We start from the raw sequence: 20,933 nt of genomic DNA, 5'->3' as shown, positions 1-20,933 counted from the left end.
CGCCACATGCGTTCACTTCTTGAAGCCAGAAGCCCTGGCCCGACAGCGAGCGCAGCGCTCAGCGCAGCCGCTGGCTGATCACCTTCGACACCCCGTCGCCCTGCATCGAGACGCCGTACAGCGCGTCGGCGACCTCCATGGTCCGCTTCTGGTGCGTGATCACGATGAGCTGGGACGCCTCCTGGAGCTCCTGCATGATGCGGATCAGCCGCTGGAGGTTGGTGTCGTCGAGGGCCGCCTCGACCTCGTCCATGACGTAGAACGGACTGGGCCGGGCCTTGAAGATCGACACCAGCATGGCGACGGCGGTCAGCGACCGCTCGCCGCCGGACAGCAGGCTGAGCCGCTTGACCTTCTTGCCCGGCGGCCGTGCCTCCACGTCCACGCCGGTGGTGAGCATGTTGTCGGGATCGGTCAGGATCAGCCGCCCCTCGCCGCCCGGGAAGAGCCGGCTGAACACCCCCTCGAACTCGCGCGCCGTGTCCCGGAACGCCTCGGTGAAGACCTGCTCGACCCGCTCGTCGACCTCCTTCACGACCTGAAGGAGATCGGCACGCGTCTTCTTCAGGTCCTCCAACTGCTCGCTGAGGAACTTGTGGCGCTCCTCCAGCGCGGCGAACTCCTCCAGCGCGAGCGGGTTCACCTTGCCGAGCTGCTGGTACGCCCGCTCGGCTGCCCGCAGCCGCTTCTCCTGCTCGGCGCGGACGAACGGCACCGGCTGGTTGCGCGGGTGCTCAGGGTCCTCCGGCAGCTCCTCGCCCTCGGCGGGCGGCGACGGCGGGACGAGCTGGCGCGGGCCGTACTCGGAGACGAGCCCGGCGGGCTCCACGCCCATCTCCTCCAGCGCCTTGGTCTCCAACTGCTCGATCCGCAGCCGCTTCTCGGCGCCCAGGACCTCGCCCCGGTGCACGGAGTCCGTCAGCTTGTCCAGCTCGGCCTTGAGATCGCGTCCGGCGGTCCGGGCGGCGGCCAGGTCCTGCTCACGGCGCGCCTTGGCGGCCTCGGCGGCCACCCGCTCCAGGTCGGCGCGGCCGAGCGAGACCTCGACATGGGCGAGCAGTTGCCGGGCACCGGAGGCCACGGCCTCGGCGACGGCCGCCTCGTGGCGCAGCCGCGCCCGCCGCTGCTCGGCACGCGCGCGTGCCTCGCGTTCGGCGCGGGCGGCCCGGTCCAGCGAGTCGGCCCGTCCGGCGAGCCCTTTCACCCGTTCCTCGTGGGTACGGACCTGGAGGCGGGCCTCCATCTCGGTCTGGCGCGCGTTGGCCCCGTCGGCGGCGAGCCGGTCCCGCACCGAGGTGTCGGGCTCCTCCTCGACCGGCATCTCCTCGGCCACGGCCAGCCGTTCGGCGAGCACCTCGGCCTCCTCGACGGCCCGCTCCAGCGCCTCCTGCGCCCGGGCCGCGGCGGCGGTGGACCGCTCGGCCTCCCCGGCCGCTCCGCGCGCCTGCCCGGCGAGCCGGCCGAGCTGCTGGGCGACGGACGACTTCTCCCGGTCGGCGGCCCGGCGCCGCTCCCCCAGCTCCTCGACCAGCGCGGCGCACTCCGCCCGGCGCGCGGCGGCCTCCTGCTGCGCTTGGGTCAACTCCGTGCACCGTACGGCCAGTTCGGCCAGCTCGGCGGCGGCCTCGTCGACGGACGCCTGCACCTCCAGCAGGCTGGGCGCGCCGGCCGACCCGCCGTGCGCGAAGTGCGCCCCGAGCAGATCGCCGTCGGCGGTGACGGCGGTGAGACCGGGCCGCGCGTAGACGAGTTCCTCGGCGTCCTCCAGGGTCGGCACCACCACGATCCCGCGCAGCAGCGTCCGTACGGCGGCCATCAGCCCGTCCGGCCCCCGCACCAGATCGGCGGCGTACGGCGGCCCGTCCTGCGGTGCCGCCCGCTCCGCGGGTCCGGGGGCGCCGTCCAGCAGGAGGGCCGCGCGTCCCGCGTCCTGCTTGCGCAGCAGCCGGATGGCGTCGGCGGCGGCGGTGGGTCCGCTCACGGCGACGGCGTCGGCCGCGGCGCCGAAGGCGGCGGCGAGCGCGACCTCGTGTCCGGGGACGACGGTCAGCAGTTCCGCGGCGGGGCCGAGCAGTCCGTCCAGCCGGTCGCGGGCGCCGAGCAGCGCGCCGGTGCCGTCCTTGCGGCGCAGGCCGAGGGCGAGGGCCTCGTGGCGGGCCTGGGTGGCGGCGCGCCGGCGTTCGGCCTCGGTGACGGCCTCGCGGGCGGCGGTCAGCGCGGCCTCCGCCTCGGCGAGCCCGCGCTTCGCGGTGTCGTGGTGCCCGGCGAGTTCCGCGTCGCCCGCGTCGAGGCCGTCGACCTCGGCCTGGAGGGTCTCGTACTCCTCCTGGGCGGTGACGGCCCGCTCCTGGGCCTCGTCGCGGGCTGCGGCCAGCCGGTCGATCTCGGCCTGGGCGGAGGCGGCGCGCGAGCGGGCCGCGTTGACCTGGCCGTTGAGCCGGGCGAGGCCCTCGCGGCGGTCGGCGATGGCCCGAGCGACGTCCTTGAGCCGCCGTTCCTCGACGGCGAGTTCGCGCTCCAGGTCGGCGCGGTGGGAGACGGTGTCGTCGAGGGCGTGGCTGGCCGCCTCCAGGGCGGCCTCCAGCTCGGCCTCCTGCTCGCGGACGCGGGAGGCCTCGCGCTCCATGTCCTCGGGGTCGCGGCCGCGCCGCTCCTCGGGCGGCGCGGAGGTGGCGCTCTTGATGCGGGCGTCGGCCAGCGAGATCGTGCCGCGGACGCGTTCGGCGAGCTGGGACAGCTCGTACCAGGTCTGCTGGGCGCGCTGGAGACGCGGCGTGAGCTGCCGTACCTCGTCCTCCAGGAGTCCTTCGCGCTGGAGCGCCTTGCGCAGCTCCTGTTCGGCGGTCTCCTTGCGTTCCTTGAGGGCGGCCTCGTCGGCCACCTCGGCCTGGAGGGCCTCGCGCAGCCGTACGAGGTCGTCGGCGAGGAGGCGCAGGCGGGCGTCGCGCAGGTCGGCCTGGATGACCGCGGCCCGTCGGGCCACCGCCGCCTGCCGGCCCAGGGGCTTGAGCTGGCGGCGCAACTCGTCGGTGAGGTCCTGCACGCGCGCGAGGTTGGCCTGCATCGCGTCGAGCTTGCGCAGCGCCTTCTCCTTGCGCTTGCGGTGCTTGAGGACGCCCGCGGCCTCCTCGATGAAGGCGCGGCGGCCCATCGGATCGGCGTGCAGGACGGAGTCGAGCTGGCCCTGGCCGACGATGACGTGCATCTCGCGGCCGATGCCGGAGTCGGACAGCAGGTCCTGGATGTCGAGCAGCCGGCAGGTGTCGCCGTTGATCTGGTACTCGCTGCCGCCGTTGCGGAACATGATCCGCGTGATGGTGACCTCGGCGTACTCGATGGGCAGGGCGCCGTCGGAGTTGTCGATGGTCAGGGACACCTCGGCGCGGCCCAGCGGGGGGCGGCCGGTGGTGCCGGCGAAGATGACGTCCTCCATCTTGCCGCCGCGCAGGGACTTGGCGCCCTGCTCGCCCATGACCCAGCTCAGCGCGTCGACCACGTTGGACTTGCCCGAGCCGTTGGGCCCGACGACACAGGTGATCCCCGGCTCGAACCGGAGTGTGGTCGCCGACGCGAACGACTTGAACCCTCGGAGGGTCAGGGCCTTGAGGTGCACGGCGCTGGACTCTACCTTCCGGGCCGGTCTCACTCCATGAACGCCTGCCGCCCCTCGGTTTCACCCTTGAACGCGCAGGGCAGACCACACGTTGTAGAGACTGGGAGGAGCAGACGGGGGAAACGGGAGTCGTACGACCGGGGGAACGGCGGGAAGACGGCGGGGAAAGAACGAAGGGACGCCGAGGCGTCCCTTGCAACTTCTGACAACTTAAGCGGTCCGACGCGGTTGATATGTGCCGCCCGACCTCTGCATGTGCTGTCGTGGAGCGGTGCAGCGATCAGGTGAGCGCAGGCTCCGCCTGGTGTGCGTCGATGCTCTCCATGAACCTGTCGTGAGAAGCGGCAGCCGTCAGAGCGTCGTTCTCGGCCTGGATCCGTCCGAGCTCGGATTCCAGGTCCTGGACGCGCTGCTGGAGCCGTCGCATCTCGGCGAGGAGTCGCGGGTCGGAGCCGCCGACGTAACCGAGAAGCGCCTTTGCCATGATGGATGGTCCTCCACACTGAGTGACCGACCGAAGCGGTGTGGGTCGTGAGGGATTCGCACCCGCGGTGTCTGGATGGATCTTGTTCGTGCTGCCGTTCATCCATGCCAAACAGCGGAGGTGCGCGGGGCTTTCAGCGTCTCACCAAAAAGTTTGACGGTCAACACGATCACGCCCCGTATTGGCGGGCAACCCGTTGCCGCGCGGCCGGAACGGCGGCGCTGCGGCACCCTCGGGACCCTCGGGCGTGGCGATCATCCTTGCGTGCGGAGCATGCCATCGCAAGCGATTCTTGGCAACCACCTGCTCCTTTTCGCCGGGGGCGGGTGCCGACGGCACCTTCCGCCGCTTCCGCGGGGCCGCCCCGCACGCGTGCCTCAGCGGATCGCGAAGCCGTCGTAGCCGCCCCGCGGTGTGTCCCATATCTCTGTGACTCCGTCCACGCGCCCGGGCGTGTCGTCGCCCGCGAGCCAGTGGAGCAGCCCCTCGCAGCCCTCCCGGGCGCCTTCCGCGACCACCTGGACCCGGCCGTCGGCCAGATTGAGAGCAAAGCCACTCAGTCCGCCGATCTCCAGCGCCTTGGCCCGGGTGAACCAGCGGAAACCCACCCCTTGGACATGTCCACGCACCCAGGCGACCAGCCGTACATCCTCGCTCATGGGTGCAACCTAACCGGGCAAAGTCCCTCGGGGCACTTCCTCCCCCTGCGCCATGCGGTACCGTCCCCTCCCAATGATTCTCATATGAAACTCACTCGATCGAGTGAGTCGGGCCGAGCACAGGGCGCACGAGGGTCCAACCGCCCCGGCCGGCCGGTGGAAACACCGCATTGGACGAGGAAGGCAAGGACATGGGACGCCACCGACGCTCCGCCGCCGGCCGCGCCGCCACGGGCCGCGCCACGGGGGTCGCACAGCCGGACGACTCGTACCCCGGGGGCCACGACCCCCGGGACTCGTATCCGGGCGGAGCGCGGACGATGGGCATCGCGCCGTATCTGAATCCGGAGGCGTACGCCGAGTCGGTCGCACGCAGCCAGGAGTACCTCTACGCCACGGACGGGCTGTACGGCCCCGCCGACGGAGCGCAGGAGTACGCCCACGTCGGCGCCGCGGACGACTACGCGCGGAACTCCACGCCCGACTACGCCGTCCACCACGGCCGGGCCTACGGCCGGGACCTCCCCCCGGAGCACGGCCCCGGTCTCGGCTCCGACCTCGACCGCGATTTCGTCTCGGACTTCACTCCCGATGTCGCTCCCGATCTCGGTCCTGGTCTCGGTCCCGACTTCGGTCCCGACGACACCGCGCTGTTCACGATGGACGGCTACGCGCCCGACGGGGGTGCCCTGCGGCCCGGCTCGGGCCGGGGCGGCACCGGCCGGCGCCGTAAGCGCAAGCCCGTGACGCCCGTGAAGACGGGTCTGCTCGGGGTGTCGGCGGCCGTCGCGTTCGGCACGGTCGCGGTGGCCACCGGTGTGGTGCCGGGCCTGGACAGCTACCGCCTCGGGGGCGGCAGCGGTGCGGGCGACAACGTGCAGGCGGTGGACTCCCCCAGCAACTCGGCCTCCGAGTTCGGCGGCACGTCCGGCGCGGCCGACGGCGGGCGCGGCGACGCCTCGACCGGCCAGGGCACGGGCACCGCCACCTCGCCGTCCACCTCGACCTCCCCGTCGGAGTCCACGGCCTCGCCGAGCGAGACCGGCGGCGACCGGGCGACCGAGGACACGGAGACCACCCCGGCCGAGGAGCCGACCCGGGACCCGTCCTCCGAGGCCACCACGCCCAAGGCCCCGGAGAAGACCGAGGCGCCCGCGAAGCCGGAGACCCCGGCGACCGTCTCCGCCGAGACCCTGGCCGCGGCCGAGGTCCTCAGGCTGGTCAACGAGGAGCGGTCCGAGGCCGGGCTCGGCGCGCTCACCGCGAGCGGTTCTCTGGCGGACCTGGCCGAGCAGTTCAGCGACGACATGGCCGCCCGCGGCTTCTTCGACCACACCGACCCGGAGGGCCTGACCCCCTGGGACCGCGCCACAAGCGCCGGCGTGTCCGGACTCGGCGGCGAGAACATAGCCAGGGGCCAGTCCGACGCGGCCGCCGTCATGGACGCCTGGATGAACAGCCCCGGCCACAAGGCGAACATACTGAACCCCGACTTCAAGACCCTGGGCGTCGGCGTCCACTTCGGCGCGGGCGGCCCTTGGTGGACCCAGGACTTCGGCTACTAGGGCCCGCCGTGGAAGCACCTGGCCGGGGGCGCTGTCTCAGGGGCAGCGCGATCTGATGGTTCGCGCTGTCTTCGCGTACGCTCGGGGGATGAGCAGCGCGGAGCGAGCGGGGGAGCGGGAGCTTCCGTACGACGTGTTCGCCAAGGTGTGCCCCTCGCGCGGGACGCTGGAGCATGTCACCGGGCGGTGGGGCGGGCTCACGCTCGGGGCGCTGTACGAGGGGTCGCTGCGGTTCAACGAGCTGCGCCGGCGGGTCGACGGGGTGAGCGAGAAGATGTTGTCGCAGACCCTGCACGCGCTGGAGCGCGACGGGCTGGTGCACCGTGAGGCCCAGCCGACCAATCCGCCCCGGGTGGACTACGAGCTGACCCCGCTGGGCCGTGAGGTCGCCGGCCGGCTGCTGTCGCTGATCCACTGCGTGGAGGGGCGGATGGACGAGGTGCTGGCCGCCCGGGAGCGCTACGACGCGGCGCGCGGCGCCCTCTGACACGTCGGGCAGAAGTAGCTGGAGCGGTTCATCCAGGGCCGGCGGCGCATCGGCGTACCGCACCGCTTGCAGGGCAGCCCCTCGCGCCCGTAGGCGTCCAGGGAGCGGTCGAAGTAGCCCGACTCGCCGTTGACGTTGACGTACAGGCTGTCGAAGCTGGTGCCGCCGACGGCGAGGGCCGCGTTCATCACGTCCCGGACGTGGCCCAGCAGTTCGAAGGAGCGCGGGCGGGTGAAGGTGTGGGTCGGGCGGTCGTAGTGCAGGCGGGAGCGCCACAGCGCCTCGTCGGCGTAGATGTTGCCGACGCCGCTGATCAGTGACTGGTCGAGCAGGGCCCGCTTGATGGTGGTCCGCTTGCGGCGCAGCGCCTGGTGGAACGCCTCGTCGTCGAACAGCGGGTCGAGGGGGTCGCGGGCGATGTGCCCGATGACGTCGGGCAGTCCGTCCGCGGTGGTGTCGTGCAGAGAGAGGCCGCCGAAGGTGCGCTGGTCGACGAAGCGCAGTTCGGTGTCCACGGTGTCGGCGAACCGCACCCGGATGCGCAGATGCTTCTCGTCCGGCGCCGCGTGCGGCTGGACCAGCAGTTGGCCGCTCATCCCGAGGTGGGCGAGGATCGCCTGCCCGGAGTCCTCCAGCGGCAGCCACAGGTACTTGCCGCGGCGGCTGGGGGTGCCGATCCGGTGGCCCGCCAGGCGGTGCGCGAAGTCGTCGGCGCCCGCGAGATGGCGGCGGACGGCACGGGGGTGCAGCACCTCGGCGTCGGCGACCGTGCGATGGGCGACCCATCGCTCCAGACCGCGCCGGACGACCTCGACCTCGGGCAGTTCAGGCATGGATCCCCCGTACGGAACGCCCGCCTCCGGGTGGGAGGCGGGCGTTCGTCTCGTACTTGTGTTCCTGTGCGGGTGTTCGTCAGGCGGAGGCGGCGGACTCGGGGTCCACCGAGGCGTCGGCGGTGGCCGCGGCCGTGGCCGCCTTCGCCGCCTCGGCGCGCTCGTCCGCCGCGGCCCGGATGGACCGCCACGCGGACTCGGCGGCCTGCTGCTCCGCCTCCTTCTTGCTGCGGCCGGTGCCGGTGCCGTACGAGACGCCTCCGACGCGGGCGGCAGCAGTGAAGGTCTTCTCGTGATCGGGGCCGGTCTCCGTGACCAGGTACTCGGGGACACCGAGCCCTTCGGTCGCGGTCAGCTCCTGGAGACTGGTCTTCCAGTCCAGGCCGGCTCCGAGGTTCGAGGACTTCTCGATCAGCGGGTCGAACAGGCGGTGCACCAGTTCGGAGGCCGCGTCGAGGCCCTGGTCGAGATAGACCGCGCCGATCACCGCTTCGAGGGTGTCGGCGAGGATGGACGCCTTGTCCCGGCCGCCCGTGCCCTCTTCACCACGGCCGAGCCGGATGAAGGCGCCCAGGTCGAGGCCACGGCCGACCTCCGCCAGCGCACGCGAGTTGACCACCGCGGCCCGCAACTTGGCCAACTGGCCTTCGGGCAGGTCGGGGTGGGTGCGGTACAGCGTGTCCGTGACGACGAGGCCGAGCACGGAGTCCCCGAGGAACTCCAGCCGTTCGTTCGTCGGCAGACCGCCGTTCTCGTATGCGTAGGAGCGGTGGGTCAGCGCACGCACCAGAAGGGCGGACTCGAGCTGATAGCCGAGCCGCCCTTCCAGAAGCGTGTGGGACGAGGCCGCGTTGTCCGCCTGTTTCTTGGCGGTCGAGTCCGCCTTGGCGTCAGACATGAAGCCTCTCACCAGCCGCTCAGACCTCGAGGACCTGGCGCTTGTTGTAGGTGCCGCACGACGGGCACGCGATGTGCTGCTGCTTGGGCTCGTGGCAGCGCTCGCACGCAACCAGGGTGGGGACCGCAGCCTTCCACTGCGACCGGCGGTGGCGCGTGTTGCTGCGCGACATCTTCCGCTTCGGAACAGCCACGGCTACTTCTCCTGCTTCTCGTTGGCGCGCGCCGAACCGGGCGCTTCGCCACTCATCTCGTCCTTCTCGCCGTCTCCGAGTGAACCGGCGAGTCCCTGCAATGCCGCCCAACGGATGTCGGTGGCGTCGTGGTGGTGCCCCGGGTCGTCCGCCAGCCGGGCTCCGCATTCGGAGCACAGGCCGGGGCAGTCGTCCTGGCACACCGGCTGCATCGGCAGTGCGAGCACCACCGCGTCCCGCAGCACGGGTTCGAGGTCGAACATGCCGTCCTCGATGAAGAGCCTGTCCTCGTCGTCCTCGGCGTCGTCGGCCGGTTCCGCCTTCACGCGGCCCCGGTCATCGGCGTCAGGGTACGAGAACATCTCCTGGAAGTCCGCTTCGAGCGCGAGCTCCAGCGGCTCCAGACACCTTACGCACTCCCCCTCGGCCTGTGCACGGGCGGTGCCTGTGACGAGCACACCTTCCATGACCGACTCGAGCCGGAGTTCGAGCTCCACCGGGGCGCCTTCCGGCACTCCGACGACGCCCTGGATGCCGAGATCCACGGGGGCGTCGATCACGCGGGTCAGGCGCTGCAGCGCGCCAGGACGCCGACCCAGCTCGTGCGTGTCGAACACGAGGGGGTTGCGGTGGTCCAGCCGTGCGTTGGGAGCCATTCCTGCTTTCGATCTTCCAAGCTCTGAGGGTCGCCGCCCTTCGGTGTTCCGGGCGACGAAGATCGCGGGCGGATACGAAGGCAGCAAAACCGACGAACGCACACGCGACCGAAGAGCCAGGATACTGGAGCTTTCCCGCTCAGCCCAATCCGGGGCCCGCGCCGCCCGGCCCCGGCGTCCTACAGACCGCGTTCCTGCTCGTAGGCCCGCAGTTGCTCCGGGCTGATCATGCTGGTGTCGAAGAGGCTGGTCTCGTCGAGGGCGTACCCCGGCTGCTGCTGCATCTGCTGGGCCTGCTGCGGGATCTGCTGGGCCTGCTGCATCTGCTGCGGGTCGTAGGCGGCCTGCTGGGTGTCGTAGCCCTGATAGGCGTACGGGTCGGCCTGCTGGTAGCCGTACGGGTCCGGCTGCTGGCCGTAGCCCTGCTGCTGGGCGTAGCCGCCCGCGTAGGGGTCGGGCTGCTGCTGGTAGGCGTAGGCGTCCTGCGCCACCTCCTGCGGCTGCTGCTGCTCGTAGGGGTTCGGCGCGGCGGGCTGCTGTGCGGCCCGGGTGTCCTGTTCGGCGAGGGCGGCCAGGTCGGCGAGGTAGTCGGCGTCCGAGGAGTGCTGGAAGGTCGAGTCGTCGTCGGCGAGGGCGCCGAGGGCGTCGGTGGCGATCCGGCCGTGCAGCTTCTGGCGGCCCTTGCCGACCGCCTCCAGGGTCTTGCTGAGGACCGCCTCGAAGGCGCCCAGCTTGACGTCCACATAGGCGTCGGCGTCGCGGCGCAGGGTCTCGGGGTCGTGGCTGCGCTCGGGGGCGTCCTCGTCCTCGTAGCCCTGGTCGTCCAGGCCCGAGCCGGTGCCGAGGAGCTTCTCTCGGCCGCGGCCGACGGAGCCGATGGTCTTGGTGAGGACGACCTCGAAGTTGGCGAGCTTGGAGTCGACGTAGTCGTCGGCCTCCGCGCGGATCTCCTCGGCCTCCTGGCGGGCCTCGGCGAGGATGCGGTCCGCCTCGGCCTGGGAGCGGCGGGCGATCTCGGTGTCGGAGATCAGGGAGCCGCGTTCGGCGTGCGCGCCGGAGATGATCCGCTCGGCCTCCTGGCGGGCCTGTTCGACCATCTGCTCCCGGCCGCCGATCAGCTCCCGGGCCTCGGCGAGCGAGTCGGGCAGGGCCGCGCGCACCTCTTCCAGCAGGGCGAGCAGCTCGGCGCGGTTGACCACGCACGAGGCCGACATGGGCATCGACCGGGCACTGGAGACCGTGGTGACGATCTCGTCGAGCTTCTTCTGCACGTCCACCGGTTGCTCGCCACTCTCTGAAACTGTGTTGGAGACGGACGGGACGACTGTAGCCCCATCAGCCCGCGCGCAGGCGGGCGTCGAGGGCGTCGAGGACCACCGGGGGCACCAGGTGGGAGACGTCGCCGCCCCAGGTGGCCACTTCCTTGACCAGGGAGGAGGACAGGAAGCTGTAGGTGGGGTTGGTGGGGACGAAGAGCGTCTCGACGCCGGAGAGGCCGTTGTTCATCTGGGCCATCTGAAGCTCGTAGTCGAAGTCGCTGACCGCGCGCAGGCCCTTGACGATGGCCGGGATGTCGCGCTGCTTGCAGAAGTCGACCAGGAGGCCGTGGAAGGCCTCGACGCGGACGTTCCCGTACTCGCTGGTGACCTGGCGGATCAGGTCGATCCGCTCGTCGACCTCGAACAGGCCCTTCTTGGACTTGTTGATCATCACCGCGACATAGACCTCGTCGTACAGACGGGAGGCGCGGGAGATGATGTCGAGATGTCCATTGGTGATCGGGTCGAACGACCCGGGACAGACGGCGCGGCGCACTTGAGATCCCTCGCTCTCCGGTCCGGTCATCGTGCGTCTTCGCACGTAGAGGCGGCGCGACCGTACCAAAACGTTCCCTCGCCGTAGCGACGGGCCCGGAGTCCTTCGAAACCGTCGGGCCAGTGGAACTCCCCGCCTCTGGTGCTGCGCTCCACGGTGACGAGGGCGCGCGCCGCGAGCCAGCCCCCCGAGCGGAGTGTGAGCAGGATCTCCCGAAGATCGTCGTCCGTGACGGCGTACGGCGGATCGAGGAAGACCAGGTCGTACGGTGCCGTCGGCGCGGTCTGGATGATCTGGCGGGCCTTGCCCGCGCGGACCTCGGCGCCGGGGAGGGCGAGGCTCTTCACGTTCTCCCGGATGACGCGGGCCGCTCGGGTGTCGGCCTCGACGAGGAGGGCGTGGCCGGCGCCGCGGGAGAGGGCCTCCAGGCCGACGGCGCCCGATCCGGCGTAGAGGTCCAGGATGCGTTCGCCGTCGAGGGGGCCGCCGAGCAGGGACTGCCAGGTGGAGAACAGGCCCTCCTTGGCGCGGTCGGAGGTGGGGCGGGTGCCGGTCCCTGGCGGGACGGCCAGTCGGCGTCCGCCGGCCGTGCCGGCGATCACGCGGGTCATCTTCGGGTCCTTGGTCGTGACGGCGGGTGTGCGTTCAGTGTGGCCGGTCGCGGGGGTCTCCGCGCTCGCTGGGGGCGGCCCGGGGCACTCACCCCTTCTCCAGGTACTGCTCCCGCTCCTCGTCCACGAGGGCGTCCAGGGCGGTGCGCAGTCCGGGGTGCGCGGTCAGTTCCGGGTCCGCCTCGACGACGGCCACCGCCTCCTCGCGGGCCTGCTCGATGACCTCCTCGTCCTCGATGACCGCCAGGACGCGCAGGGAGGAGCGGGCGCCGGACTGGGCCTGGCCGAGGACGTCGCCCTCGCGGCGCTGTTCGAGGTCGATGCGGGACAGTTCGAAGCCGTCGAGGGTGGCGGCGACGGCGCCCAGCCGCTGCCGGGCCGGGCTCGCCTCCGGCATCTCGGTGACCAGCAGGCACAGGCCGGGGGCCGAGCCGCGCCCCACCCGGCCGCGGAGCTGGTGGAGCTGGGAGACGCCGAAGCGGTCGGCGTCCATGATCACCATCGCGGTGGCGTTCGGGACGTTGACGCCGACCTCGATGACGGTCGTGGCGACCAGGACGTCGGTGTCCCCGGCGGCGAAGCGCCGCATCACGGCGTCCTTGTCGTCGGGGTGCATCCGGCCGTGCAGCACCTCCACGGTGAGCCCCTGCAGCGGGCCCTTGGCGAGGTGGTCGGCCACGTCGAGGACGGCGAGCGGGGGGCGCTTCTCCGCCTCGTCCTCCGGGGACTTCTTCCGCCCGGCCTTCTTGGGGTCCTCGTCCTCGTCGCCGATGCGGGGGCAGACGACGTACGCCTGATGGCCGTTCGCCACCTCCTCGCGCACGCGCTCCCAGGCGCGGGCCAGGAAGTGGGGTTTGTCGGCGGCCGGGACGACATGGCTGGCGATGGGCGAGCGGCCGGCCGGGAGCTGGTCGAGGACCGAGGTCTCCAGGTCGCCGAAGACGGTCATCGCGACCGTGCGCGGGATGGGGGTGGCGGTCATGACGAGCAGGTGCGGGGGCTGCTTGCCCTTGCCGCGCAGGGCGTCGCGCTGTTCGACACCGAAGCGGTGCTGTTCGTCCACCACGACCAGGCCCAGGTCGTGGAAGCGGACCTTGTCCTCGATCAGGGCGTGGGTGCCGATCACGATGCCGGCCTCGCCGGTGACCAGGTCCAGGAGGGCCTGGCGGCGGGCGGCGGTGCCCATGGAGCCGGTGAGCAGCACGACCTTGGTGGCGCGGTCCGCGCCGCCCAGCATGCCGCCCTCGGCCAGTTCGCCCATCATCTCCACGACGGAGCGGTGGTGCTGCTGGGCGAGCACCTCGGTGGGGGCGAGGAGGGCGGCCTGTCCGCCCGCGTCGACGACGGCGAGCATGGCGCGCAGGGCCACGAGCGTCTTGCCGGAGCCGACCTCGCCCTGGAGCAGCCGGTGCATCGGATGGTCGGTCGCCAGGTCGTCGAAGATCTCCGCGGAGACCTTCCGCTGGCCGTCGGTGAGGGTGAAGGGCAGCCGGTCGTCGAAGGCGGAGAGCAGACCGTCGGCGGCGGGCCGGCGCGGGACCGCCGGGAGCTGGGCGTCGGCGTGCCGGCGGCGGGCCAGGGCCACCTGGAGGACGAACGCCTCGTCCCACTTCAGGCGGGTGCGGGCGGCGTCGATGTCGGCCTTGGTGTGGGGGCGGTGGATCTTGAGGAGGGCCTCGGGCAGGGAGACCAGGCCGCGGCCCTCGCGCAGGCTGTCCGGGAGCGGGTCGACGGCCTCCTGGGCGCTGGGCAGGACGGTCTGGACCGCCTTGCCGATCTTCCAGGACTCCAGCTTGGCGGTGGCGGGGTAGAGCGGGATCAGCGCCCCCGCCCAGGTCTCGACGGCCTCCTCGGTGTCGCCGCGCAGCAGTTCGTACGCCGGGTGGGCGAGCTGGAGGCGGCGGTTGAAGACGGAGACCTTGCCGGCGAACATCGCGCGGGTGCCCGGCAGGAGTTCCTTGTGGGGCTTGTGCACGCCGTTGCCGAAGAAGACCAGTTGGAGCCGGCCGTGGCCGTCGGTGATGGTGACCTCGAGCCGCTGGCCCTTGCCGCGCGGGGACTTGGCGGAGGCGAAGGAGTGCAGCCGGGCGTCGGCGACCATGGCGACCACCGTGACGTGCTCGTCCATGGGGAGGTCGGCGAGGTGGGTGAGCTGGCCCCGCTCCTCGTATCTGCGCGGGTAGTGGTGCAGGAGATCGCCGACGGTGTGCAGGCCGAGATGCTCGGCCATCACCTTCGCGGTAGGTGGGCCGAGCACCTTTTTGAGCGGTTCTTCGAGTGCGGGCACGAGATCCATTGCACACCACCGCACTGACAACGGTGGACACGCGTCACCCACATTGCCGGATCCTTATCCCGAAACCCCTGGTCAGACGGCTCGTTCGGGCCCTAGGATGGCGCGCCTCCAGCCATCATTCGCGGTCACCGCCCCACCGGGACCGCCCGACCCCGCGCCGTGCCCGACCCCAACCCGCGGCGCCGTAGCGATGGACTCCCAGACCTCACAGGCATCCCAGGCAACTCCGTCACCACACACCTTCCAGGTCGACCTGCGTGGTCTGGTGGACCTGCTGTCCCATCATCTGTACTCAAGTCCCAAGGTCTACCTGCGCGAGCTGCTCCAGAACGCCGTGGACGCCATCACGGCGCGCCGGGCCGAGGAGCCCGACGCCCCGGCGCGGGTGCGGCTGTTCGCGGCCGACGGCGCGCTGCGGGTGGAGGACTCCGGCGTCGGGCTCACCGAGGCCGATGTGCACACCCTGCTGGCGACCATCGGGCGCAGCTCCAAGCGGGCGGACGACCTGCGGGAGGCGCGGGCCGACTTCCTCGGCCAGTTCGGCATCGGACTGCTGGCGTGCTTCGTGGTCGCCGAGCGGATCCGGGTGGTCAGCCGCAGCTCGCGCACCCCGGACGCGCCGCCCGTGGAGTGGACGGCACGCGACGACGGTTCGTACACCGTGCGGACGCTGCCGCACGAGGAGCGGCCCGAACCGGGCACCACCGTGCATCTGGTGGCGCGGGCCGGGGCCGCGGAGTGGCTCACCGAGGAGCGGGTGCTCCGGCTGGCCCGCGACGTCGGTTCGCTGCTGCCGTACGACGTCCGGGTGGGCGAGGAGGCGGTCACCGATCTGCCGGCGCCCTGGGACCGGCCGTACGCCTCCCCCGCCAACCGGCGGGTGGCGCTGGCCCGGCACTGCCACCAGCTCTTCGGATTCACGCCGTTGGACACCATCGAGCTGGACGTGCCGGCGGCGGGCGTGCGCGGGGTGGCGTATGTGCTGCCGGCCGCGGTCAGTCCGGCGCAGCGGGCCACGCACCGGGTGCACCTCAAGGGCATGCTGCTGACCGAGCGGGCCGAGCAACTGCTGCCCGACTGGGCGTTCTTCGTGCGCTGTGTGCTCGACACCGACAGTCTGCGGCCGACGGCCTCGCGCGAGTCGCTGTACGAGGACGAGACGCTGGCCGCCGTCCGGGAGGCGCTGGGTGAGCGGATCCGGGCCTGGCTGACGGGTCTCGCGGCCGGTGACCCGGAGCGCCTCGGGGCGTTCCTCGCCGTGCACCATCTGGGGGTCAAGTCCCTGGCGCGGCACGACAAGGAGATGCTGCGCACGATGCTGCCGTGGCTGCCCTTCGAGACGACCGACGGGCGGCTGTCGCTGGAGGAGTTCGCGCAGCGCCACCCGGTGGTGCACTTCACGCGCACGGTGGAGGAGTACCGGCAGGTCGCGCCGATCGCGTCCGCGCAGGGCGTCGGGGTGATCAACGGCGGTTACACCTACGACAGCGAGCTGGTCGAGGCGCTGCCGTCGGTGCGGCCGGGGACGGTGGTCGCCGAGCTGGACGCGGACACCGTGACGGCCCATCTGGACTCGGTGGACCCGGCGGAGGAGCTGGCGCTGGCGGGGTTCCTCGCGGTGGCGCGGGCGAAGCTGGACCCGCTGGGCTGCGACGTGGTCCTGCGGGCCTTCCATCCGCTGTCGGTGCCGGCGCTGCATCTGGACGACCGGGCGGCCCGGCACGAGCAGGCGCGCGCCGAGGCCGAGGCGCAGGCCGACGATCTGTGGGCGGGCATCCTGGGCTCGCTGCGCGGCAGCGCCCCGCGCGCGCGTCTGGTGCTCAACCATCTCAACCCGCTGATCCGGCGGATCAGTTCGCTCGGGGAGCCCGAACTGATCGGGACGGCCACCGAGTCGCTGTACGGGCAGGCGCTGCTGATGGCGCAGCGGCCGCTGCGGCCGGCGGACTCGGCGCTGCTGAACCGGGCGTTCATCGGCCTGCTGGAGTGGGCCACGCACGGCGAGGCCGTTCCCGGTTCCGATTCCGACACCGCGGGGGGCGGTCACTGAATGAGCGAGATCACGGACTTCGACGCCCTGCGCCGGGCGATGGCGGAGAACGGCGAGCGGCCGGAGGGACCGGCGCGCAACGCGCGCGCGGAGCAGTTGCTGGTGGCGGCCGAGCGGCTGAACGAGCCGCTCGCGGTGATCGAGGCGCTCGGGCACCAGCTCAAGGTCTACAACTACAGCTCCGAGAAGGCGAAGATGTTCGTCCCGTTCGCGCGGCTGCTGCGCATGTGGGACGAACGGCCCGGGGACTTCGACGAGTACGAGACGCACGCGCTGCACTGGGTCTTCAAGTGGATGTCGGCCGGCATGCTGGACCAGCCGCACATCCCGCTGGCGTCGGTCGAGAAGTGGCTCGGCGAGATGGACCACCGCTACCGGCTGGCCGGGCACTCGGAGCGCGCGGTGCGCAGCGCCGAGCTGAGCGTGGCCGCGCACGTCGGGGACACCGCGCGCGCGGAGCGGGCGTTCGACGCCTGGCTGGCGGCGGACCGGGACGCGATGGCCGACTGTCACGCGTGCGAGCTGCACGGGCAGGGCTGGTGGCACGCCGAGAGCGGCCGGGACGCGGAGGCGCTGGAGCTGTGGGCGCCGGTCCTGGAGGGCGCGTACACGTGTGCGCACGAGCCGCACACCGTGCTGGCGTCGTCGCTGGTGCCGCTGCTGCGGCTGGGCCGCGCGGACGAGGCGCGCGCCAACCATCTGCGGGGTTTCCGGCTGGTGCGGCCGATGGAGAGCATGCGCGGCGCGTACGCCGACCATGTGGAGTTCTGCGCGCTGACCGGCAACGAGGCGCGCGGTCTGGAGCTGCTGGCGGAGCGGCCGGCGTACTTCACGGACGACGGGCATCCGCGCAGCAGGCTGGAGTTCCTGTGCGTGGTGGTGCTGCTCATGGAGCGGCTGGCGGACATGGGCCTGGAGGGGCAGCGGGTGCCGGGTCCGGCGGGGCGGGAGTGGACGGCGGCCGAGCTCGCCGCGCACGCGCGCGCGGAGGCCCTGGCGCTGGCCGCGCGGTTCGACGAGCGCAACGGCACACCGCACATCGGTGAGCGGGCCCGCGCGCGGATGGCACAGCGTCCGCTGGTGGAGCGGCTGCCGCTGGGGGTGCGGGCGGCCCGTCCGGCCCCGGCCGCGGCGAGCGCGCCGCCCGCGGCCCGGGAGGCCGGGGCGGCACCGGCCGACGGGGCCGGTGCGGAGGGTCTGGAGGCGCTGATCGCCGAGGCCAGGCGGCTGTCGGACACGCTGCGGCCGAACGCCGTGGAGGCGTGGGCGGCGGTGGCGCGGGCCGCCGAGGCCGCCGAAGGCCCAGCGGGGGCCGGGCTGGACGCGCGGGACCGTGCGGAGATCGCCGACCACGCGGCGATCGCGCTCGGCCCGGAGGGCGCTGAAACGTTCGCGCGGGCCGCGGAGCTGTACGCGGAGGCGGGCGACCCCGGCGAGGCCCTGGCGGCACACGCGCGTGCGGCGTACGTCCACGCGCTCGCCGAGGACGACGTCCCGGGCGCGCTCACGGCGGTCGCCGGCCCCTACGACGAGGTCCTCGCCCTGTACGCCGACGGCGGCACCGGGGTGCGGCAGGCGGCGGGCGTGCTGATGTCCCGGGCGCGGATCCTGATGCGCTCCGTCCACACGGCCGAGGGGCCGGTCGCGGAGCCGGTCCTCGCCGACGCGGAGAGCGCCGTACGGGAGGTGCTGGCGCTCGTCGAGGGGCGGACCGACGACGACGTACGGCTGGCCGCGCGGGTCGCCGAGGCGCACGCGATGCTCGCGGAGCTGGCGACGCGCTCGGGGGACCCGGAGTCGGGCGCGGAGCTGTTCGCGCGGGCGGCGGCGGAGTTCACCGGGGCGGGGCTGCCGTGGTTCGCCGTGGAGTACGAGGCCCGGCTGGCCGGGCTCGCGCACCATCTGGGCGACATGGTGGAGGCGGAGCGGGCGCTGCGGGCGGCCCTGGAGCACGGCGGGCCGTATCTGGAGCCCGTGGGCCGGGCCCAGCTCCATCTTCAGCTCGCCGAGGTGGTCGGGGGCCGGGGGCAGGCCGACGAGGCCACGGAGCACGCCCTGGAGGCCGCGCACTGGGCCGACGAGTCGGGCGAGGGCCCGGCGTTCGGCGCGTGGGCGCGTCATCAGCTCGGCGGGTATCTGGTCCGCCAGGGCCGCTGGGCGGAGGCCGCCGAGGTGCTGGAGTCGGCGCTGGCCGACCTGAACGCCGAGACGCACGGCGACGGGCCGGTCGTGCAGACGATGTGGTGGCTGGGCGACTGTCTGGCCGAGCTGGGCGAGCACCGGGACGCGGCCGAGCGCCGGCTCCGGGCCGCCGAGATCGCCCGGCACTGGCCCGAGCAGCACGACCACGCGACGCTCGCGCATCTGGCCGCCGAGTCGCTCGGGCAGGCCGGGCTGCACGCCGACGCCGACCAGGCGTACGCGCGTGCGGGCGAGCTGTGGCGGGCCCTGGGCAATGTCCACGGGCTGGTGCGCTCGCTGCGGGCCCGGGCCTGGCTCGCGCTGCGCACGGACGACGGCACGGACACCGCGCGCGGGCTGATGACGAGCGCGGTGGAGGAGTGCGCGGACGCGCTCGGCGCGACGGACGACGAGGAGAGCCGGCTGCGGCTGGTCGCCGAGCTGGGGCACACCCACCGCCAGTTCGGGGACCTGCTGGCCCGTTCGGCGGGCGAGGACGCCGACGACGACGCGATCCGGGCCACCCTGGAGGAGGCGCTGTCGCAGGTGGCGGAGGCGGTCGCGGTGTTCGTGGGGCTCGGCGAGGACGGGCTGCCCGCCCGGACCGGCGCCGAGCTGGCGGCGGGCTGGCTGGAGACGGACCTGGGCCGCCCGGCGGACGCGGCGGCCCGCGCGCGTGCCGTGCTGCGGGCCTATCCGGAGGACGACGCGGCCCAGAGCGGCGAGGACGGCGGGCCCGCCCGGGCGCGGCGCGCGGAGGCGGAGCAGCTCCTGCAGGTGGTGGCGGAGCAGACGGCGGACTGAGCGACCCGCTCCCCCGTCAACGGCTACTCGACACCGATGAGCAGCAGCGCGCCCTGCCGCCCGCCCCGGTACACCACCGTGTCGACGGCGAGGTACGCCTCACGCACGCGTGCCTCCAGGTGCTCGGCGATCCCCTCGGGGGCGTCGTCGCCGAGCACCAGGGTCACCAGCTCGCCGCCCGCCGACAGCATCCGGTTCAGGACGCTCACGGCGGTCTCGGTGACATCGGCGCCGATGACGGCGACGTCCCCGTCGACCAGCCCGAGGATGTCACCGGCCTGGCAGATGCCCGCCATGGTCCACGACTGGCGCTCGGCGACGACGACCTCGGCGTGCCGGGTCGCGCCGGCCGCCGAGGTCATCGAGACGACGTCCTCGTCGAAGCGGCGGCCCGGCTCGTGCACGGCGAGGGCGGCGATCCCCTGGACCGCCGAGCGGGTGGGGATCAGGGCCACCCGGATGCCCTCGGCGCGGGCCTGTTCGGCGGCCGCGGCCGCGGTGTGCCGCAGTTCGGCGTCGTTGGGCAGCAGCACGACCTCGCGCGCGTGGGCCCGCCGTACGGCCTCCACCAGCTCGCCGCTGGCGGGCGGCTCCCCGGGGCGCGCCAGGACGGTGGTGGCGCCGGCCTCGGTGTAGAGCCCGGCCAGGCCCTCGCCCGGCACCACGGCGACGACGGCCCGCTGGGCGCGCTCGCGCAGCGGACGCTCGCCCACGCGCGCGTGCGCGTCACCGGCCCCGAAGTGCGTGATGCGGATCCGGTACGGCCGTCCCGCCTCGACGCCCGCCTCCACGGCCGCGCCGGCGTCGTCCACATGGACGTGGACGTTCCACAGGCCGTCGCCGCCGACCACCACGAGCGAGTCCCCGAGGGCGTCCAGGCGGCGCCGCAGCCGGGCGACGGCCGTGTCCTCGGCCTCCAGGAGGTAGATCACCTCGAAGGCCGGGCCGCCGTCCTCGCCGTCCGCCCCGTCGGCGCAGCTCTCCGCGGGCCCGGCGAGCGAATCGGGAAGGGCGTCCACGCGTGCGTGCGGGCCGTCGGTCGCCGTCGTGAGGAGCGCCGGGGCCTCCCCGGCGAAGGTCTCCACCAGCGCGGCGAGGACCGCGACCAGTCCCCGGCCGCCCGCGTCGACCACCCCGGCGCGCGCCAGGACGGCGAGCTGGGCGGGGGTCGCGGCGAGCGCCTCGCAGGCGCCCCGGTGGGCGGCCCGGGCGACCGTCACGCAGTCGCCCTCGGCCCCGTCGGCGGCGTCCGCGGCGGCCGAGGCGACGGACAGGACCGTGCCCTCGACGGGATGGGCGACCGCCAGCCGGGCGGAGTCGGCGGCCCGGCGCAGCGCGAGCCGCAGCCCCTCCCCGCCGCTGTGCGCGGCCCCGCCGTCGGCGGCCAGCACCTGGGCCATGCCGCGCAGCAACTGGGCGAGGATCGTGCCGGAGTTCCCGCGCGCCCCGATGAGGGCGCCGTGCGCCATCGCGCGCACGGCGTCGGCGAGGGAGGGCGCGCCGCCGTCGGCGCCCGCCTCGTACCCCGCGAACACGGCCTCGACGGCGGTCGCCGCGGACTCGACGGTCAGATAGAGGTTGGTGCCGGTGTCCCCGTCAGCGACGGGGTACACGTTGATCGCGTCGATCTCCTCACGCGCGCGTCCCAGCGCCGCGAGGGCGAGGCCGCACCAGGTGCGCACCGCGAGAGCATCGAGAAATGTCTGCGGGGCGTGCGCCACCTGCGCCTCCTTGAGCTGCTGGACTGGACGCAGCGTAGACCCCGGGCCCGGGACCGCCGGACGGAGG

General features: G+C 73.2%; 16 protein-coding genes. 4 read left to right on the top strand and 12 right to left on the bottom strand.

Annotation, left to right across the window (positions count from 1 at the left end; translation table 11 throughout):
- Nucleotides 1-58 precede the first annotated feature (58 nt).
- From smc to AFM16_RS27695, 3 genes are all read right to left on the bottom strand, one after another.
- Nucleotides 59-3,613, bottom strand: a complete 3,555-nt coding sequence (gene smc, locus AFM16_RS27705; protein ID WP_078634948.1) for a chromosome segregation protein SMC — start codon at nucleotides 3,611-3,613, stop codon at nucleotides 59-61.
- 280 nt (nucleotides 3,614-3,893) lie between these two features.
- Entirely contained in the window at nucleotides 3,894-4,097 is a 204-nt protein-coding gene (locus AFM16_RS27700; RefSeq protein ID WP_030793895.1) for a hypothetical protein, read from the bottom strand.
- 377 nt (nucleotides 4,098-4,474) lie between these two features.
- A complete protein-coding gene (locus AFM16_RS27695) occupies nucleotides 4,475-4,756 on the bottom strand; it encodes an acylphosphatase (protein WP_030793892.1) in 282 nt (93 codons plus the stop codon).
- Nucleotides 4,757-4,947: 191 nt separating this feature from the next.
- Here AFM16_RS27695 and AFM16_RS27690 point away from each other — a divergent pair, with 191 nt between their 5' ends.
- Both AFM16_RS27690 and AFM16_RS27685 read left to right on the top strand, forming a co-directional pair.
- A complete protein-coding gene (locus tag AFM16_RS27690; RefSeq protein WP_030793890.1) occupies nucleotides 4,948-6,321 on the top strand; it encodes a CAP domain-containing protein in 1,374 nt (457 codons plus the stop codon).
- 88 nt (nucleotides 6,322-6,409) lie between these two features.
- Nucleotides 6,410-6,808 carry a winged helix-turn-helix transcriptional regulator gene (locus AFM16_RS27685; RefSeq protein ID WP_030793887.1) on the top strand — a complete coding sequence of 133 codons (399 nt, stop codon included), beginning with the start codon at nucleotides 6,410-6,412 and terminating at the stop codon, nucleotides 6,806-6,808.
- Here the strand turns inward: AFM16_RS27685 and mutM are convergent.
- The 8 genes from mutM to recG all read right to left on the bottom strand — a co-directional run bounded on the left by mutM (nucleotide 6,781) and on the right by recG (nucleotide 14,110).
- Nucleotides 6,781-7,641, bottom strand: a complete 861-nt coding sequence (gene mutM / locus AFM16_RS27680) for a bifunctional DNA-formamidopyrimidine glycosylase/DNA-(apurinic or apyrimidinic site) lyase (RefSeq protein WP_078634947.1) — start codon at nucleotides 7,639-7,641, stop codon at nucleotides 6,781-6,783. The two genes, AFM16_RS27685 and mutM, sit on opposite strands and share 28 nt — an antisense overlap.
- Nucleotides 7,642-7,720: 79 nt before the next feature.
- Complete coding sequence (gene rnc / locus AFM16_RS27675) at nucleotides 7,721-8,539, bottom strand: ribonuclease III (RefSeq protein WP_030793881.1); 819 nt, start codon at nucleotides 8,537-8,539, stop codon at nucleotides 7,721-7,723.
- A gap of 19 nt (nucleotides 8,540-8,558) precedes the next feature.
- Nucleotides 8,559-8,732 (bottom strand): 50S ribosomal protein L32, encoded by a 174-nt coding sequence (gene rpmF / locus AFM16_RS27670; protein ID WP_003951102.1) that lies wholly within the window; start codon nucleotides 8,730-8,732, stop codon nucleotides 8,559-8,561.
- A gap of 2 nt (nucleotides 8,733-8,734) precedes the next feature.
- Nucleotides 8,735-9,388: a YceD family protein gene (locus AFM16_RS27665; protein ID WP_030793873.1), complete on the bottom strand. Its 654-nt coding sequence runs from the start codon at nucleotides 9,386-9,388 to the stop codon at nucleotides 8,735-8,737.
- A 179-nt stretch (nucleotides 9,389-9,567) separates the two neighbouring features.
- A complete protein-coding gene (locus tag AFM16_RS27660) occupies nucleotides 9,568-10,665 on the bottom strand; it encodes a F0F1 ATP synthase subunit B (RefSeq protein ID WP_078634946.1) in 1,098 nt (365 codons plus the stop codon).
- Between the two features lie 58 nt (nucleotides 10,666-10,723).
- Entirely contained in the window at nucleotides 10,724-11,203 is a 480-nt protein-coding gene (gene coaD / locus AFM16_RS27655) for a pantetheine-phosphate adenylyltransferase (protein WP_179123390.1), read from the bottom strand.
- Between the two features lie 26 nt (nucleotides 11,204-11,229).
- Nucleotides 11,230-11,814: a 16S rRNA (guanine(966)-N(2))-methyltransferase RsmD gene (gene rsmD / locus AFM16_RS27650; RefSeq protein ID WP_078634944.1), complete on the bottom strand. Its 585-nt coding sequence runs from the start codon at nucleotides 11,812-11,814 to the stop codon at nucleotides 11,230-11,232.
- An 88-nt stretch (nucleotides 11,815-11,902) separates the two neighbouring features.
- Nucleotides 11,903-14,110: an ATP-dependent DNA helicase RecG gene (gene recG, locus AFM16_RS27645; RefSeq protein ID WP_078634943.1), complete on the bottom strand. Its 2,208-nt coding sequence runs from the start codon at nucleotides 14,108-14,110 to the stop codon at nucleotides 11,903-11,905.
- 190 nt (nucleotides 14,111-14,300) lie between these two features.
- Between recG and AFM16_RS27640 the strand changes: the two genes are divergently transcribed.
- Both AFM16_RS27640 and AFM16_RS27635 read left to right on the top strand, forming a co-directional pair.
- A complete protein-coding gene (locus AFM16_RS27640) occupies nucleotides 14,301-16,160 on the top strand; it encodes an HSP90 family protein (protein ID WP_078634942.1) in 1,860 nt (619 codons plus the stop codon).
- Complete coding sequence (locus tag AFM16_RS27635) at nucleotides 16,161-19,145, top strand: methyl-accepting chemotaxis protein (RefSeq protein ID WP_078634941.1); 2,985 nt, start codon at nucleotides 16,161-16,163, stop codon at nucleotides 19,143-19,145.
- A 23-nt stretch (nucleotides 19,146-19,168) separates the two neighbouring features.
- Here the strand turns inward: AFM16_RS27635 and AFM16_RS27630 are convergent, their stop codons facing one another.
- Nucleotides 19,169-20,866 carry a DAK2 domain-containing protein gene (locus AFM16_RS27630; protein ID WP_179123314.1) on the bottom strand — a complete coding sequence of 566 codons (1,698 nt, stop codon included), beginning with the start codon at nucleotides 20,864-20,866 and terminating at the stop codon, nucleotides 19,169-19,171.
- Between the last annotated feature and the right edge of the window lie 67 nt (nucleotides 20,867-20,933).

Origin of the sequence: Streptomyces antibioticus, from assembly GCF_002019855.1 — a bacterium.
GTDB classification, from domain to species: Bacteria; Actinomycetota; Actinomycetes; order Streptomycetales; family Streptomycetaceae; genus Streptomyces; species Streptomyces antibioticus_B.
The sequence above is the reverse complement of the archived record's forward strand: the minus strand, read 5'-3'. Positions and strand labels throughout refer to the sequence as shown.

What these genes read in the sequence shown, in the direction of transcription:
- rsmD (WP_078634944.1), bottom strand. Translation starts at nt 11,814, where the DNA reads ATGACCCGCGTGATCGCCGGCACGGCCGGCGGACGCCGACTGGCCGTC.
- AFM16_RS27695 (WP_030793892.1), bottom strand. Translation starts at nt 4,756, where the DNA reads ATGAGCGAGGATGTACGGCTGGTCGCCTGGGTGCGTGGACATGTCCAA.
- AFM16_RS27690 (WP_030793890.1), top strand. Translation starts at nt 4,948, where the DNA reads ATGGGACGCCACCGACGCTCCGCCGCCGGCCGCGCCGCCACGGGCCGC.
- AFM16_RS27635 (WP_078634941.1), top strand. Translation starts at nt 16,161, where the DNA reads ATGAGCGAGATCACGGACTTCGACGCCCTGCGCCGGGCGATGGCGGAG.
- AFM16_RS27700 (WP_030793895.1), bottom strand. Translation starts at nt 4,097, where the DNA reads ATGGCAAAGGCGCTTCTCGGTTACGTCGGCGGCTCCGACCCGCGACTC.
- rnc (WP_030793881.1), bottom strand. Translation starts at nt 8,539, where the DNA reads ATGTCTGACGCCAAGGCGGACTCGACCGCCAAGAAACAGGCGGACAAC.
- AFM16_RS27665 (WP_030793873.1), bottom strand. Translation starts at nt 9,388, where the DNA reads ATGGCTCCCAACGCACGGCTGGACCACCGCAACCCCCTCGTGTTCGAC.
- mutM (WP_078634947.1), bottom strand. Translation starts at nt 7,641, where the DNA reads ATGCCTGAACTGCCCGAGGTCGAGGTCGTCCGGCGCGGTCTGGAGCGA.
- AFM16_RS27685 (WP_030793887.1), top strand. Translation starts at nt 6,410, where the DNA reads ATGAGCAGCGCGGAGCGAGCGGGGGAGCGGGAGCTTCCGTACGACGTG.
- AFM16_RS27640 (WP_078634942.1), top strand. Translation starts at nt 14,301, where the DNA reads ATGGACTCCCAGACCTCACAGGCATCCCAGGCAACTCCGTCACCACAC.
- recG (WP_078634943.1), bottom strand. Translation starts at nt 14,110, where the DNA reads ATGGATCTCGTGCCCGCACTCGAAGAACCGCTCAAAAAGGTGCTCGGC.